The sequence below is a fragment of the Siminovitchia acidinfaciens genome, from assembly GCF_003605385.1.
GTDB classification, from domain to species: Bacteria; Bacillota; Bacilli; order Bacillales; family Bacillaceae_C; genus Siminovitchia; species Siminovitchia acidinfaciens.
This window is the reverse complement of record NZ_QYTV02000002.1, coordinates 37,068-51,506: the sequence shown is the minus strand read 5'-3', so window position 1 is coordinate 51,506 and position 14,439 is coordinate 37,068. Positions and strand designations below refer to the sequence as shown.

15 protein-coding genes are annotated in these 14,439 nt (G+C 41.2%); 7 read left to right on the top strand and 8 right to left on the bottom strand.

Going from position 1 to position 14,439, the window contains the following annotated elements; genetic code table 11:
- Positions 1-227: 227 nt before the first annotated feature.
- On the top strand, positions 228-896 hold the full coding sequence (locus tag D4T97_RS04535; RefSeq protein ID WP_126048187.1) for a YdeI/OmpD-associated family protein: 669 nt from the start codon (positions 228-230) through the stop codon (positions 894-896).
- A 478-nt stretch (positions 897-1,374) separates the two neighbouring features.
- On the opposite strand, the gene qoxD is transcribed toward D4T97_RS04535, so the two are convergent.
- Genes qoxD through qoxA form a run of 4 tightly spaced genes read right to left on the bottom strand, consistent with a single transcriptional unit; the run spans position 1,375 to position 5,201 of the window.
- Entirely contained in the window at positions 1,375-1,665 is a 291-nt protein-coding gene (gene qoxD / locus D4T97_RS04530) for a cytochrome aa3 quinol oxidase subunit IV (protein ID WP_126048185.1), read from the bottom strand.
- 1 nt (position 1,666) lies between these two features.
- Entirely contained in the window at positions 1,667-2,263 is a 597-nt protein-coding gene (gene qoxC / locus D4T97_RS04525) for a cytochrome aa3 quinol oxidase subunit III (RefSeq protein WP_126048183.1), read from the bottom strand.
- A complete protein-coding gene (gene qoxB, locus D4T97_RS04520) occupies positions 2,260-4,203 on the bottom strand; it encodes a cytochrome aa3 quinol oxidase subunit I (RefSeq protein ID WP_126048181.1) in 1,944 nt (647 codons plus the stop codon). The genes qoxC and qoxB overlap by 4 nt, the downstream gene beginning before the upstream one ends.
- 50 nt (positions 4,204-4,253) lie before the next feature.
- Entirely contained in the window at positions 4,254-5,201 is a 948-nt protein-coding gene (gene qoxA / locus D4T97_RS04515) for a cytochrome aa3 quinol oxidase subunit II (RefSeq protein WP_126048179.1), read from the bottom strand.
- 429 nt (positions 5,202-5,630) lie between these two features.
- On the opposite strand from qoxA, the gene D4T97_RS04510 reads away from it, so the two are divergent.
- Positions 5,631-5,915, top strand: a complete 285-nt coding sequence (locus D4T97_RS04510) for a cupin domain-containing protein (RefSeq protein ID WP_126048177.1) — start codon at positions 5,631-5,633, stop codon at positions 5,913-5,915.
- An 84-nt stretch (positions 5,916-5,999) separates the two neighbouring features.
- Here the strand turns inward: D4T97_RS04510 and D4T97_RS04505 are convergent, their stop codons facing one another.
- Positions 6,000-6,905, bottom strand: a complete 906-nt coding sequence (locus tag D4T97_RS04505) for a GNAT family N-acetyltransferase (RefSeq protein ID WP_126048175.1) — start codon at positions 6,903-6,905, stop codon at positions 6,000-6,002.
- A gap of 65 nt (positions 6,906-6,970) precedes the next feature.
- The gene (locus tag D4T97_RS04500; RefSeq protein WP_126049137.1) at positions 6,971-7,552 is read right to left on the bottom strand and encodes an LOG family protein; all 582 of its coding nucleotides are present in this window, start codon (positions 7,550-7,552) and stop codon (positions 6,971-6,973) included.
- 180 nt (positions 7,553-7,732) lie between these two features.
- Between D4T97_RS04500 and D4T97_RS04495 the strand changes: the two genes are divergently transcribed.
- From D4T97_RS04495 to D4T97_RS04480, 4 genes are all read left to right on the top strand, one after another.
- Entirely contained in the window at positions 7,733-8,677 is a 945-nt protein-coding gene (locus D4T97_RS04495; protein WP_126048173.1) for a DMT family transporter, read from the top strand.
- Between the two features lie 78 nt (positions 8,678-8,755).
- Positions 8,756-9,424 (top strand): RluA family pseudouridine synthase, encoded by a 669-nt coding sequence (locus tag D4T97_RS04490; RefSeq protein WP_126048171.1) that lies wholly within the window; start codon positions 8,756-8,758, stop codon positions 9,422-9,424.
- 97 nt (positions 9,425-9,521) lie between these two features.
- Positions 9,522-10,370 carry an SDR family oxidoreductase gene (locus D4T97_RS04485; RefSeq protein WP_126048169.1) on the top strand — a complete coding sequence of 283 codons (849 nt, stop codon included), beginning with the start codon at positions 9,522-9,524 and terminating at the stop codon, positions 10,368-10,370.
- Between the two features lie 175 nt (positions 10,371-10,545).
- The gene (locus tag D4T97_RS04480; protein ID WP_126048167.1) at positions 10,546-10,977 is read left to right on the top strand and encodes an acyl-CoA thioesterase; all 432 of its coding nucleotides are present in this window, start codon (positions 10,546-10,548) and stop codon (positions 10,975-10,977) included.
- Between the two features lie 488 nt (positions 10,978-11,465).
- On the opposite strand, the gene D4T97_RS04475 is transcribed toward D4T97_RS04480, so the two are convergent.
- A complete protein-coding gene (locus D4T97_RS04475; RefSeq protein ID WP_126048165.1) occupies positions 11,466-11,690 on the bottom strand; it encodes a hypothetical protein in 225 nt (74 codons plus the stop codon).
- A gap of 1 nt (position 11,691) precedes the next feature.
- On the bottom strand, positions 11,692-12,015 hold the full coding sequence (locus D4T97_RS04470; protein WP_126048163.1) for a YbjQ family protein: 324 nt from the start codon (positions 12,013-12,015) through the stop codon (positions 11,692-11,694).
- A 142-nt stretch (positions 12,016-12,157) separates the two neighbouring features.
- Between D4T97_RS04470 and D4T97_RS04465 the strand changes: the two genes are divergently transcribed.
- A complete protein-coding gene (locus D4T97_RS04465) occupies positions 12,158-14,356 on the top strand; it encodes a YhgE/Pip domain-containing protein (protein ID WP_206435532.1) in 2,199 nt (732 codons plus the stop codon).
- Positions 14,357-14,439 lie beyond the last annotated feature (83 nt).

Below are 14,439 nucleotides of genomic sequence, written 5' to 3'. Positions count from 1 at the left end.
TTTAAGAGGGTGTTCAGGACACCCCGAAAATTGGCCGAAGTCTATTATCATCTGTCATCGGGCTAACTTAAGGTGATAAATTCACTGGTTGATGTAATGGATTTTAATGATGCAGTTTTCTAATGGTAATGGTGCCAAGTTGAAAAACAGTTAATATAAGGAGACCAAGGGTATGCATTGTTGGGATATTATTATGCTAGTTTATTTTGAAAAGCAGGTGGATAATGATGGCCAAATCAATAGTGGAAAAACTTAATTTAAAAAAATATGAAAAAGCTGCTGTTTTATATATGCCGGGGGGTAAGGACTATTTTGCGGAATTGGAAGCTTTTGATACTGAGCTTTCTGATTGCGCGTATGATCTTATCTTCGCATTTGTATTGGATATGGAGTCATTAAGAGAACTCGTAAACAAAGTGGTTGAAAACAGAAATCTGAATAAAGGCGGTTATCTGTATCTGGCTTATCCGAAGAAGGGGAATAAAGTATATTCCACATTTATACATCGTGACAATTTGTTGAGCGGGTTGGGGGCAGATGAACACGGATATATCGGCAAGAGTGATATTAAGTTTTCGCGGATGGTAGGATTGGATGATATCTTTACTGTTGTCGGATTAAAGGAGGATTCCAGAAGCAAAAATCGTAAATCAATAAAAGTGAGTCAAAGTGTTGATGACTACATTTCAATGGTACCTGAAGTGGAAAAAGATTTGCAGGATGTACCTGAATTATTGGCCTTTTATCAATCTCTCACTCCGGGGTATCGTAAAGATTGGGCACGCTTTGTATATAGTGCCAAGCAAGAGGCGACCCGGACGAAGCGGCGCGATGAAATGAGGATGGTGCTATCTGCGGGTTATAAGAGCAGGGATTTATATCGGAGAGACCACTAGTATTTACTTTTTTGAAATTACCCATATTGAAAAAATGCCCGGCACCCACAATGTTAGTTAAGAAACAAATCATGTGGATGCCGGGCATTGTATTTTCTATATGATAAGAAAGAATAACTTGCTATGGAAAACGTTAATTTGAAAGCTGCTTTTCTTTGTCCAGCTCCGATGGACAGGAGGTCCTAGTGCAGGCGAAGCGACAGGACGTCGAAGCCCGAGCCTGCCGACGGCGCCACGGGGACGTGGCGTTCTAAGTCGGCCAGCGCCTAGCCCCCCAAGGTCACAAGCCTGCAAAGAAGCAAAAGTGCTCCTGCGCCATAGCTTATTCGTAGAAGTCTTGTTCAGCTCGTCGCAAAGCTGCAGGGAGCATTTTCAAAGTAGCTTCTCAAGATGTTTTCATGTAAGCTGCTTAGCTGAAGAACTGCCTCCTCGGAAATCATCTTGTTTGCCCGCGCTGATCAAGGCGCTTACGCTTTTCTTAGATCATGTTATAACCCCAAAGCATCGCAAACAGGGTTCCAAATATCGTTACTACTCCAACAAATAATGCATAAGTGATATTTGTATAAAGAGTTTTGCTGTCGCTGTTTTCTTTCACATGCATGAACAGGAACAGCTGCAGGCTTGCCTGGATCAATGCAGTTACGACAAGGACGGTCATTCCCGCTTTGAATGACATATCAAACAGGACGACAACAAGGGCCACAAGTGAAAGGACGAGAGAGAAGACAAATCCCATCACATGCGGCAAGGGAAATAGTTTCTTCATCTTACATCATTCCTTTCAGATAGACGAAGCTGAAGATGAAAATCCAGACAACGTCCAAGAAGTGCCAATAAAGTGAGAAGATAAACGACTTATTCGCTGTTTCAGGTGTAAAGCCTTGCTTTTTGACCTGAAGTAAAATTCCGATGCCCCAAAGCAAACCAAAGGTAACGTGCAATCCGTGCGTTCCGAGTAAGGTAAACAAACTTGATAGGAAGGCACTTGTTTGCATCGTGGCACCTTCGTGCACATATGTGACGAACTCAAATATTTCAACGCTGAGGAAGCCTAGTCCAAGTAAAAGGGTGATGCCGAAAAATGTCATCATCGCTTTTTTCATTCCGAGCCGCATGGCATGGATTCCCAGTCCAATGGTAAAGCTGCTGGAAAGAAGGACAATTGTTTCAATCATGACAGGCGTCAATTCAAAAATATGGCTGCCACTTGGGCCGTTGGCATAGTTATTTTGCAATGTAAAATAGACGGCGAACAAAGTGGAGAACAATACGATTTCCGCACCCAGAAATATCCAAAATCCAAGAACCTTTAATTGATTTTCTTCCGTACTATACTCGAGTGGTACGGTGTGATCTATTTTCATATTGCCTCACCTCGCGATGCATGTTCTGTTTGTTCAATTTCTTCGACAGGAATATAATAGCCGTGGTCGCGTTCAAATGTCCGATAAGCCATTGTTCCTAGAATACCGATGCCGGAAATGATGGCTGGAAGCCACAAGCTGAAAACCATGAAAAATCCAAGGAAGAAGAATAATACTCCCATGATGAATGGCTGACCGCTGTTGCTTGGCATATGGATCGGTTCAAGTTTACCCTCAAAAAGCGGCCGGTTTTCTTTTTTGGCGAACCAAAATTCATCCAAAGTATGAATTTCAGGGACCTTAGCAAAGTTATATACAGGAACAGGGCTTGGTGTACTCCATTCCAAAGATCTTCCGTCCCAAGGGTCGCCAGTCAAGTCCCGTGGGCTGTAACGGACACTGTAATAAATATTGTAGACAATCAGGATAAACCCGATTGCAAGGCCGCATGCCCCGATCGCAGAAAGCATATTCAGCGGTCCGAAGCCGGTGCTTGCTGAGTAAGTGTACATTCTGCGTGTCATTCCGTTTAATCCCAAAATAAAGAGAGGGAAGAACGTAACATTAAAGCTGATTGCGATAAACCAGAAGGCAAGTTTTCCAAGCTTTTCATTCAAACGGAATCCGAACACTTTCGGGAACCAGAAGTGGTAGCCGGCAATAACCGCAAACACTGTCCCAGGGATCAGCACGTAGTGAAAATGCGCTACAAGGAACATTGTATTGTGATATTGATAGTCGGCACTAGCCATCGCAAGCATGACACCTGTGACCCCGCCGATTGTAAAAATCGGGATAAAGGCGAGTGCATATAGCATTGGTGTAGTAAAGCTGATTTTTCCTTTACGCAATGTAAAGAGCCAGTTGAATATTTTAACCCCTGTAGGTATGGCAATCGCCATCGTCGTAATCGAGAATACGCTGTTGACCATAACTCCGTGTCCCATTGTATAGAAATGGTGAACCCATACAAGGAACGAAAGCATGGAAATAGCGATCATACTGTACACCATAGATTTATAGCCATAGAGATTCTTACGAGCGAAAGTAGAAATGACCTCGCTGTAAATTCCAAATGCAGGAAGAATAACAATATAAACCTCAGGATGGCCCCATACCCAGAACAAGTTTGCCCAGAGCATGTCCATACCGCCGTTTTGCATCGCAAAAAATTGTGTTCCAAATTGGCGGTCGAGCATCATCAAAGCAAGTGCAACGGTTAAGACAGGAAATGCGAAAACGATGATGACGTTTGTTATTAAAATGGACCAAGTGAACATTGGCATTTTCATCAGAGTCATGCCAGGTGCACGCATTTTAATAATCGTGGTAATAAAGTTGATCCCAGTCATCAATGTTCCGATACCGGCAATCTGCAGAGCAATTGAATAGTAATTATTCCCGACAGTCGGACTGAATTCCAAGCTTGCTAGAGGAAAGTAGGCTGTCCACCCTGCATCCGGTGAACCCCCGACAATAAAAGATATATTGAAAAGCATCGCTCCTGCGAAAAATAGCCAAAAGCTAATCGCGTTCAAGCGTGGGAAAGCAACGTCGCGAGCTCCTATTTGAAGGGGAACGACAACGTTCATTAACCCGATTACAAATGGCATCGCCATGAACAAGATCATAATGACACCATGTGTCGTAAATATTTCATTGTAATGCTGTGCATCTAACAGGCCGTTTTCGGGAATGGCTGTCTGAGCTCTCATTAAAAGGGCGTCGACCCCTCCGCGGAACAGCATGAGCAAAGCACAAAGAATATACATGACGCCGATTTTTTTATGGTCGACTGTTGTCAGCCACTCACGCCAAAGGTAGCCCCACTTTTTAAAATAGGTGAGGGCAACGGGAATTGCGATGGAAACAAGTGCAATGGCTACCATTGAAGCATAGATCATCGGCTCGCCGGTTACGAAAAATTCATCCCATTTCATCTAACTTTTACTCCTTTCGAATTTGGGTTCCAAGGCAGTTGTAATCCAAATTAGTTTGTAGCTTCTTGATGCATGTGATCGTGCATAGAAGAAGCTGAGTCCAATTTCGCGTCATGTTCCATAGAAGAATCTGAATCGCGGCTCTCCTCATTGTGATGGTGGACCGCATGCTCTCCTTCAGGAGCTGGTCTGAAATCAAGGTGAGTTGAATTGTAAGTTTTTCGTCCCACATGAGGTGTTTTTAACAAACTATCAAATTCTTTTTCAGTTAATTTTGGTGCAGTAGTTTTAACATCGTGAATCCATTCTTCATACTCTTTATCAGTCATTGCTTGTGCTTCAAATTCCATATGGGCAAAACCTTCACCGCTGAAGTTGGAGTTTTTGCCGATATAAGAACCAGGCGTTTCTGCTGCCAAGTGAATTTTTGTGACCATGTCACTCATCGCATACTTTTGACCGGCAAGCTGCGGAATCCAGAAGCTCGTGATTGGCCCGTAAGAGTATAAACGGAATTCTACGGGCCTTTTCACCGGGATATTTACGTAGTTCACTGTTTCAATATTTTCTTCAGGATAGCTGAAATGCCATTTCCAGTTGGAAGAAGATGCATATATAACAAGTGGTTTTTCATCTGCATATGCTTTCGGTGTTTTCTCTACGTCGCTGGTTGTACGGACAGTGACAACTGATAACACAATCACAATGACAATAGGGATAACCGTCCAGGTGATCTCCAACCATTTGCTGCCTTCTTCATGGGGAGGCTCATAATCCTTGTCCAACTTGGATGCTCGGTATTTCACAAGCATAAAAGTAAAGAGAATGTAGACGACCAGCAAAATACCAATCATCATGAAAATCGAAAAAAGTATGGTATCTGACAAAGTCTTTGCCTGCGGACCTTTCGGATCGAATATCATCAATGATTTTTCACAGCCTGAAAGGACGCCGGATAAAGTAAGAGCTAATGACAAAAACAACCATTTAGTCTTCAATGAGTACTCCCCTCATTTCTTATGGAATTGCGTGGAATCTTAAAGCGAAACTTTAAGTAAATAAAAGTAATTAAAAGTAATTTTCTGTAAAACTCTTCAAGAAAGTTCCATGCGTAAAAATAATATTCCTGTCGATAAAAAATGACAATAAAAATAGAAACCTTGTCACAAAAGGTTCTTAGTATTGTATTTTTTGTGAAGGTATTTATGGGGATTATTGGAAGTTAAGCCAGTCGAATTTTCCAAACAATAATAGTAGGGTGGAGATGAAATTGATAGTTTAGGTATGAAAAAGCAAAGAACGACTTTAAAAATACTTATCTTGCGGGAAAATCCAATTGAATTTTTACTTTAGGAGAAATATGATATAGGTTGGGTCTCATATTGAAACCAAAAAGCAGAGAATTGAAATTTTTAGGGGGAGAAAACATGAATGGTTTTTTTGTTAAAGAGATTAGCAGCGAAGAAGCAAAAGCTCTGAATGTGGACACTTGGAAAGAATGGGATCATGGCCCCAATAATGTAGAATGGAAAGTGGAAGAGCAAGAAGTGTTTTATGTGTTGGAAGGTGAAGTGTTAATCACGGTAGAGGACGAAACGTATACTGTAAAAGAGAACATGATAGTTTCTTTGCCAAAAGGTCTTGTATGTAATTGGCATATTCCGAAATATATAAGGAAAGTATTCATTTATAACTTTGAAGTAAATATTTAACATTTAATCCTCGATAAAATATGAAATGGAAAACGTACATAATGTGAAAAGGGAGCTGCTTGGTCATTCACCAAGCAGCTCCTTTTAATCTACGGTTGTTTCATTCATCGTCTTCTTCATGAATACTTGCTTTAATGGAATTTTTTGATCGGTAAAAGATTCTATAAATCCGGCATTTATTAAATTGTTAATGAGAAAATGGTTCTTTCTGGGCAGATTATAAGTGGAAATCATGCGGGAGTCGGTCTTAAATAATTGCCCGATCATAAGTTGGATCATCTCCGATCTGGCAGGCAGTCTTTCATCTGCTTCACACTGGAAAAGGATTGTCTTTCCATCCTTGCCCCGTATATTTTGGTATAACATATACCCAGCAGCTTCACCGTTCCGATCCTTCACAATGATTGATTCTCCTCCGCGAATGAACTTCCACTGTGTTTTCCATGGAGCACCATGTTGATAAAACGATAACTCACTAACGTCTTGCGGCAGTCCGCGATGCAGCGTATATCCTTGGATTTTGTCATTGGTAAAAGTGCTCTTTTCATCAGGCTCTGTTTTCTTCAAAAATAACAATTGGTCGACGACTCGATATCCGAAACTTTCATAAAGACGAATGGCCGCATGATTGACAGTGAATGCTTCGAGCGTTGCAATGTCGACATTTTCACGCTTGTAAATTTCCAGACTTGATTCCATCAGCTTCTTTGCAATGCCTTGCTTTCGAAAAGAAGCAGCAACACTCGTACCTCCGTTCCAAGCCAGCCTTTTTCCATTTATTTCGGTTATCCCGTTTAAAATAATCCCAGCAGGAATTTCATTATAGTAAGCGATAAAAGAATAGTCCGGCGACAGCTCATCCCAGCCCAATCTGAAAGTAAATTGGCTGACGCTCATTTGTATTTTTACATAGTAATCCATAAACCCGTTATTCCAGGCCTCGCAGGCATCTCTGATGGGAACATCACTCAACGTTTTAATTTTTAACATCGCCTATACCCCTAAATATCATCTTTTTTTATTCATAAAGGAAACGTTAATCAAGGCGGACAAAATTAAGTTTGATCTTCTCTCAAATAAGCTTTGATATTTGGTGGTTCGTATGCGATAAACTGGTCTAATAGGCCGCTTATCTCTACATCGACAAGCGCCATGTCCCGATATTTTTCATCCAGGAACTTTTCTTTTAACATATGTTGGTATAGGGTAATGAGAGGGTCATAATAGTGATTGATATTTAATAGTCCGCAAGGCTTTTGATGTAGTCCGAGCTGTGCCCACGTATAGATTTCAAAAAATTCTTCAAGTGTGCCAGGCCCTCCTGGGAGAGCAATAAATCCATCTGCGAGGTCGGCCATCTTTGCTTTTCTCTCGTGCATCGAATCCACGATGATCAGCTCTGATAAGCCGGGATGAACGATTTCCTTTCTTTGTAAAAAGTCAGGCATGACACCGATAGCATGTCCTCCATTTTCCAGGACTGAGTCAGCCACAGCTCCCATGATTCCGACACTTGCCGCACCGTATACAAGTGAAATGTTACGCTTGGCCAATTCCTGGCCAACAGCTTTTGCGCCTTCTATATAAACATCAGATGCTCCGCTCCTTGATCCACAAAAAACTGCAACTGTTTTTATCAATAGGAAAGCCTCCTTTTTTAAAATTATATAAAATATATAATATTTTGTTAAACTTAAGTTATTCTTATATTTATATTTTATTCGGAAACACAGTTGGGCATGACCTTATAAGTGTGAATGCGAAACACTTAATTTAGAGTTGGATGCGATAAAGAAAGTCATTTAAGGAGTGGTGTAATGCAGCAGAATCATAACAAAAATACCATTGGGATTTATTTTTTAATGCTATTGGTTCCTTTATTTTGGGGCGGGGCTTTTGGCGCTGCCAAGCATATCATTACAGAAGTGCCGCCTATTACAACTGCCGCACTGCGCTTTGGAGCAGCAGGCCTGATCTTATTGGCAGCAGCCCGCTTCAGTTCAGAATGGAACATCCATAAAATTAAGGAGCAATGGTTGGGGCTGCTTCTGATGGCTTTAACAGGCATATTCGGATATAATATCTTTTTCTTTATCGGCCTGGAATACACATCTGCCGTCAATGGCTCCCTGTTCGTAGCAATAACCCCTGTTTTTGTAACGCTGGGTGCAGTATTATTTCTTGGAGAAAGATGGAGTGCTCGTTTGGGGGCGGGTCTTATATTATCTTTGGCCGGGGTTTTCCTGGTTATCGTTAAAGGTTCACTTCAGACATTGGCGGCATTGGAGTTTAATAAGGGAGATTTGCTGTTTTTTGCCGCAGTTATTTGCTGGGTTGCTCACGGTTTGATTGGGAAAGTCGTTTTACAAAAAACGTCTCCATTTATGACAACCACTGTTTCCACGCTTGTCGGTTCCATTTTCTTAACAATCCTTTCCTTTTTTGAAAAAGGGTGGGGCAATGTTTTAAGTATGTCGAACCAAGCATGGGCAGAGATGATTTTTATGATTCTTTGTGCGTCCATCATTGCATTTTTCTTATGGAATAAAGGAATACAGATCATTGGTGCAAGCAAAGCAAGCATGTACATGAACCTGGTTCCGATCAATGCTGCCTGGATCTCCTTTTTCATCTATGGTACGGACATTACTTGGCAGCAACTCGCAGGAATGCTTATGGTCATTATTGGTGTCTACGTGTCGGCAACAAACCAGAATAAAAGCAATGAAAAATTGAAAAAAACTAGAGGAAGAGCGATTTAATTAGAAAGTCCTGAGGATGACATGGAAACCCTATTATTGAGTAAGTTAAGTTGTTTACTGAAAGGATTTTGTGCATAGATGAAAATTCAAATTTTATATGAAGACAATCATCTTCTTGTGGTGGAAAAGCCGGTGAATGTACCTGTGCAGGAAGATAATAGCGGTGACAAAGATTTACTTACTTCCTTAAAAGAAGATATAAAGATCCGATATCAAAAACCTGGTAACGTGTACCTGGGGCTAGTCCACCGGTTGGACCGGCCAGTTGGCGGAGTGATGGTTTTTGCGAAAACTTCCAAAGCTGCGTCCAGGCTGTCTGATGCAATCAGGAGACAAAAGTTTGAACGGACATACCTTGCGGTTGTGAGGGGAGTTCCTCAAGACGAGGGGCGGCTTGAGCATTACTTATATAAAGATCAGCGGAACAATATTGTTCGGACAGTTCCTTCCAACCATAAACAGGGAAAAAAATCAATTTTGGAATATAAGCTGCTTAGGAGCGCAGAGGATCTTAGTCTTGTTACTGTAAGGCTTCTTACGGGCCGGTCTCACCAAATCCGGGTACAACTCTCGTCCATCGGCTATCCTTTGTATGGCGATCAAAAGTATGGACAGAAGGTAAACCGTCCGGGACAGCAGATTGCATTGTGGGCAAATACCATTGAATTTGAGCATCCTACGAATAAAGAGTGGATCAGATTCGAATCAAGACCGCCCAAAGAGTATCCATGGGACATGTGGCGATAAATATGTTGTTGAGGTGTTATCTATATTGAGTGGCAATACCGTTTGCCTGAAATGAGTTTATATTTAAATTTCAATTTTTAATAGAGAGGGAAAAGATATGCGGGAACAGACGGTATTGATTACCGGTTCATCGAGCGGATTCGGCTTATTGGCGGCAGTCGAATTGGCGAAGGAAGGGTTCACTGTCATAGCAACGATGAGAAACTTGGATCGGGGTGCTGAATTAAAACGGCTGAGTAAAGAGAATGGAATAGAAGACCGTTTGATTTATCGGAAGCTTGATGTGGCATGCCCGAAGTCTGTAGAAAACTTCTCATATCAAATACAGGATCTTCCCCCAATCGATATTTTGATCAACAATGCAGGTTTTGCCTTTGGCGGCTTCTGTGAAGAAACAAGTTTAATAGAGTATAAGGAGCAATTTGAAACTAATTTCTTTGGCGTGATTTCTGTTACGCAAGCAGTTCTTCCTTCCATGAGAGAACGAAAAAAAGGGAAAATCATTAACATAAGCAGTATTTCTGGAAAAGTGGCATTTCCGGGCCTGTCTCCATATGTTGCTTCAAAGCATGCGTTGGAAGGCTGGAGTGAAAGTTTGCGACTGGAAGTAAAGCCGTTTGGAATAGATGTCGCTTTAATTGAACCGGGGTCATATAAAACTTCGATATGGTCGACCGGCAAAAGAATAGCCGAGATGTCACAGGCGGACAGCTCCCCGTATAACTCGTATATGAAAGTCATAGAAAACCAGCTCGAAAAAGGGAAGGACAAACATGAGAATCCTCGGGATGTAGTTAAACTAATAACAGATCTATGCTTTAAGAATAAAATTAAAAAATTACGGTACCCAATCGGCCACGGGGTGAAAACAGCATTGTTTTTGAAAAAAATCATACCTTGGCCGTTATGGGAAAAGCTGTTCTTCTCTAAATTGAAAATAAAGTAAAAAGGTCAGGCTTGCTCCAGCGGTTGACTCATAATTGAATGTTTGAATGAATGCCGCCCAGTGTTGAGCGGCGTTTTTTAGTCTGCCAAAATTCCTCCAAGTTGTTTGTATGTTAATCATGTAATAATATTGATAGGTGTTGGAAAAGGCAAATATTAGAAAAAGAGGAGATTGTATGGAAACCACCATTTCTTCAGATGTATCGAGGACGATTCAGACAAAACTTGTTTTACCGCCGGATACGAATCATTTGGGAACTATTTTTGGAGGCACCGTTTTATCGTACATAGATGAAATCGCTGCAATTGCCGCAATGAAGCATTCGAAGAGAACCGTTGTCACTGCAGCAATAGATACTGTTAATTTTTTATCGTCAGCGAAAAGCGGCGATATTCTGACGTTGGAGGCGTTTGTTCTGTCGACAGGCAACACTTCCATGAAAGTGTATGTTAAGGTTGAAAGTCATGACCTGGCAATTGATGAGAAAAAGCTTACCACTACCTCTTCTGTTACGTTGGTTGCGCTTGATGAAAATGAGAGGCCTACACCCGTACCAAAGGTGAAACTGGAATCAGACTGGGAAAAAAATCTTTTAGGGAACATATGAGAGACCGTCCAGGAAGTCAATGCAATTGATTTTCTGGACGGTGTTTTTGTAAGAGAGCATATCATCTACCCGGAGAAACAGCCTCTTTTCAGAAGACAAAAGTTTGAAATGTTTTCTTTACATTATGAATTGTTATGTCCAGCTCCATGTACTAGCGGCACAAGGAGCGAGTCACGCGCAAGTTTATTCAGGAAGAATGTGCTCCTGCGGCACAGCATATTTGAGACAAAGCGGCATGATGCAAATTCGTTGATGTTTCTCACGATGTAGGTGAAATCAGTTACTTTGCTGTGGTGGCTGAAAAGCTGCCTCCTCGTAATTCGCCTTGTGCTTTTTTTGTAAAACAAGGTTTCAAAATAACGTGATATAAGAGGCGTCCATCTGAAGAAAGGTCAGATGACGCCTTTGTAATTTCCTCAAACAAAATCCAAGAATTTTTTTTGAAAAATCCTTATCGAAATACATCTATGCAGCTTGCCCGCGTGCCTTTACTCCTCCTTATAAAACCGCTCGCCGGTTTCAGGATTATAGTAAACAATCAATCTTTTCTTTGTAGTCGGGTCAATGGATATTTCATTTGTCTTCTGGAAGCCGGCAGGGACTTCCCGTCCGTGTTTCTTTTTAAATCGTTTGTCCCATATGAACCAGGAGACAATTATTAAAATTATCAATATTAATATTTGAACGCCATAAAAGCCAATGATCCATTTCAATTCATTGTTCCTCTTCCACAACTACGGCTGTTCCATAGGCGATGATTTCGCTCATATTTTGCCCGATTTCGCCTGAATCGAACCTCATCATTGTCACTGCGTTGGCTCCCATTGCCCTAGCATTTTCCACCATGCGATCAATTGCCTGTTTCCTGGCATCTTCAAGCATTTCAGTATACTGGCTTATTTCGCCACCCAGCAATCCCTTAAAGGAAGCCACAATATCTTTTCCAATTCCCCTTGCCCTAACCGTTATTCCGAAAACAGGGCCTTTGATTTCAACGATTTTGTGGTTGGCAATATTTTCTGTTGTTACGATAAGCATATTTCTCGCTTCCTCTCGAAATAATTTATTTATCCCTTTTTTACGTATGGGCAGCAAGAAGGTTTCAATAATTTAGTGAAGATTATGAGCATCGATGTAGGGGTATATTAACAAATATTATCGGAAGAAAAAGGGATATCTCATGAACCATATTTTACATATCTTTAAAAAAGACCTTAAAAATATCAGTACAAATTGGGCTGCCGCCATCATTGTCGGCGGTCTTGTCCTGCTTCCGTCCTTATATGCTTGGTTGAACATCGCGGCAATGTGGAATCCCTACTCCCATACCGATCAAATTCCTGTTGGCGTTGTCAATGAAGATAAGGGAGCCGTCGTTAGGGAGCAACATATTAATATCGGAAAAGAGCTGGTAGCTGAACTGAGAGGGAATAAAGATTTGAATTGGGATTTCACCAACCGAAATAAAGCAATGAAAAGATTGCGAAACGGGGATTATTTTGCTGTGATTGTAGTTCCTGAAAATTTCTCGGAGAAACTGGGGACAGTCGTTTCAGGTCACCCGAAAAAGGCGAAAATGGAATACTACGTAAATGAAAAGATCAACTCCATTTCCCCGAAAATTACACAAAAGGGAGCTTCCATGATCGTCGAGCAAGTCAGCAGCAAGTTCATTGCTACAGTGAACGGAGTAATTTTTGAACTGTTCAATGAAATAGGGATCGAATTGCAAAAAGAACTGCCAGATATTAAACGTTTTGAACAATATGTGTTTACCCTGGAAAAGGAATTGCCTGCCATTAACAAATTGATCGATGACTCCTTACAAGATGCTTCTACAGCGGAAGATATGATTTATAAAGCGCAAAGGATGATACCTGAAGCAAGACGATTAACGAGTGATGGCTTGGACACGATTAATAGAACAGCCGCTTTTTTGTCAGATGCAGAAAAAAAGCTGCGAGAGACGGCCCCTCAAATAAATGCTGATTTACAGAAAGTACAGAAGGCAGCTGCAGATATCAATGAATTTCTTGGAAAGGTTCAAGGAAAGGAGATTGATTTGAGTAAAGGCTACCAAATCAACAATCAGCTTCAATCTCAGTTGAATGAAGCAATTGGGACCCTTGATACCATTCAGGCAGTGTTGGCTGAGGCAAAAAGCATGAACGGTTCACTACAAAATCAGGATGCTGAGCAAAACGAAGTTCAAGGACAGAGTAATCTGGCTCAAATTGACCAAGCCATTCAAAAAACGAACCAATTAAAAAGCGACCTTCAGCAAGTACAGGGGAAAGCTTCCGAAATAAACGAGTTGCTTGAAAGTAAGAAGAAGGAATTCAATGATACTCTGGCCAGCCTTCAACAGATGGCCGGAAATACATCTGTCAAAATCGATGCATTTGCCAGAGAATATAAAGAAAATATTGAGCCAACGGTCATAAATGAAATCACCAAAGCTCAGAAGACGTTATCCGGCGCAAGAGATATGCTGGCCAAAGTACAGACTTCGCTCCCTGAAGTTGAAAAAGTATTGGAGAGAACAGAGAAAGACTTGCAAAAAGGGAAGAATGCATTGGAATATGCGCATGGAGAATTTCCTTATGTAAATGATAAGGTTCATGACTTGGCGGATAAAATCCGAACACTGCAAGGGGAGACGAATCTGAATGACATTGTACAATTACTTTTGAACGACCCGAATGCAGAAAGGAGTTTTTTTGAGGAGCCTGTTCAGTTAAATGAAAACAAACTTTTTCCGATTCAAAACTATGGAACGGGTATGACTCCATTTTATACCGTTTTATCAATTTGGGTCGGAGCTCTGCTGTTAATATCGCTGCTGTCAACTGATATAAGAAATCATGAAGAGTATTCTGGCCGACAAGTATATTTTGGCAGGCTACTCACTTTTTTAAGTATAGGATTTTTGCAGACGTTGATTGTGGTGGGCGGAGACCTGCTCATCCTGGGCGTTCCTGCCCGGCATCCTTTTTGGATGATTTTATTCGGTCTATTCATAAGCCTCGTATTTATGCTGATTGTGTACACACTGGTTTCGGTATTCGGCAATATTGGGAAAGCGTTGGCGATTGTCATGCTAGTTTTGCAAATTGCCGGTTCAGGGGGGACTTATCCAGTTGTTTTGCTACCGGAGTTCTTTCAAGTCATCAGTCCTTTATTGCCTTTCACCTATGCGGTCGATTTGATTAGGGAATCAGTAGGGGGCATCGTTTGGCAATCGGTATTGCGTGACCTGCTGTTCCTGGCTCTGTTTGGTTTGGCTGCCCTGCTGTTTGGGACGTTTCTTAAAGGACCGGTTAATAGTAAAACAAGAGCATTCCTGGAAAAATCAAAAGAAGCAGATATATTCCATTAAACTGCATTTCCCATGATGTAATTTTCAAAGGGCAAAGGCTTCTATGAATATTTCACTTCTCCAATAACAATCCTAAATAAAAG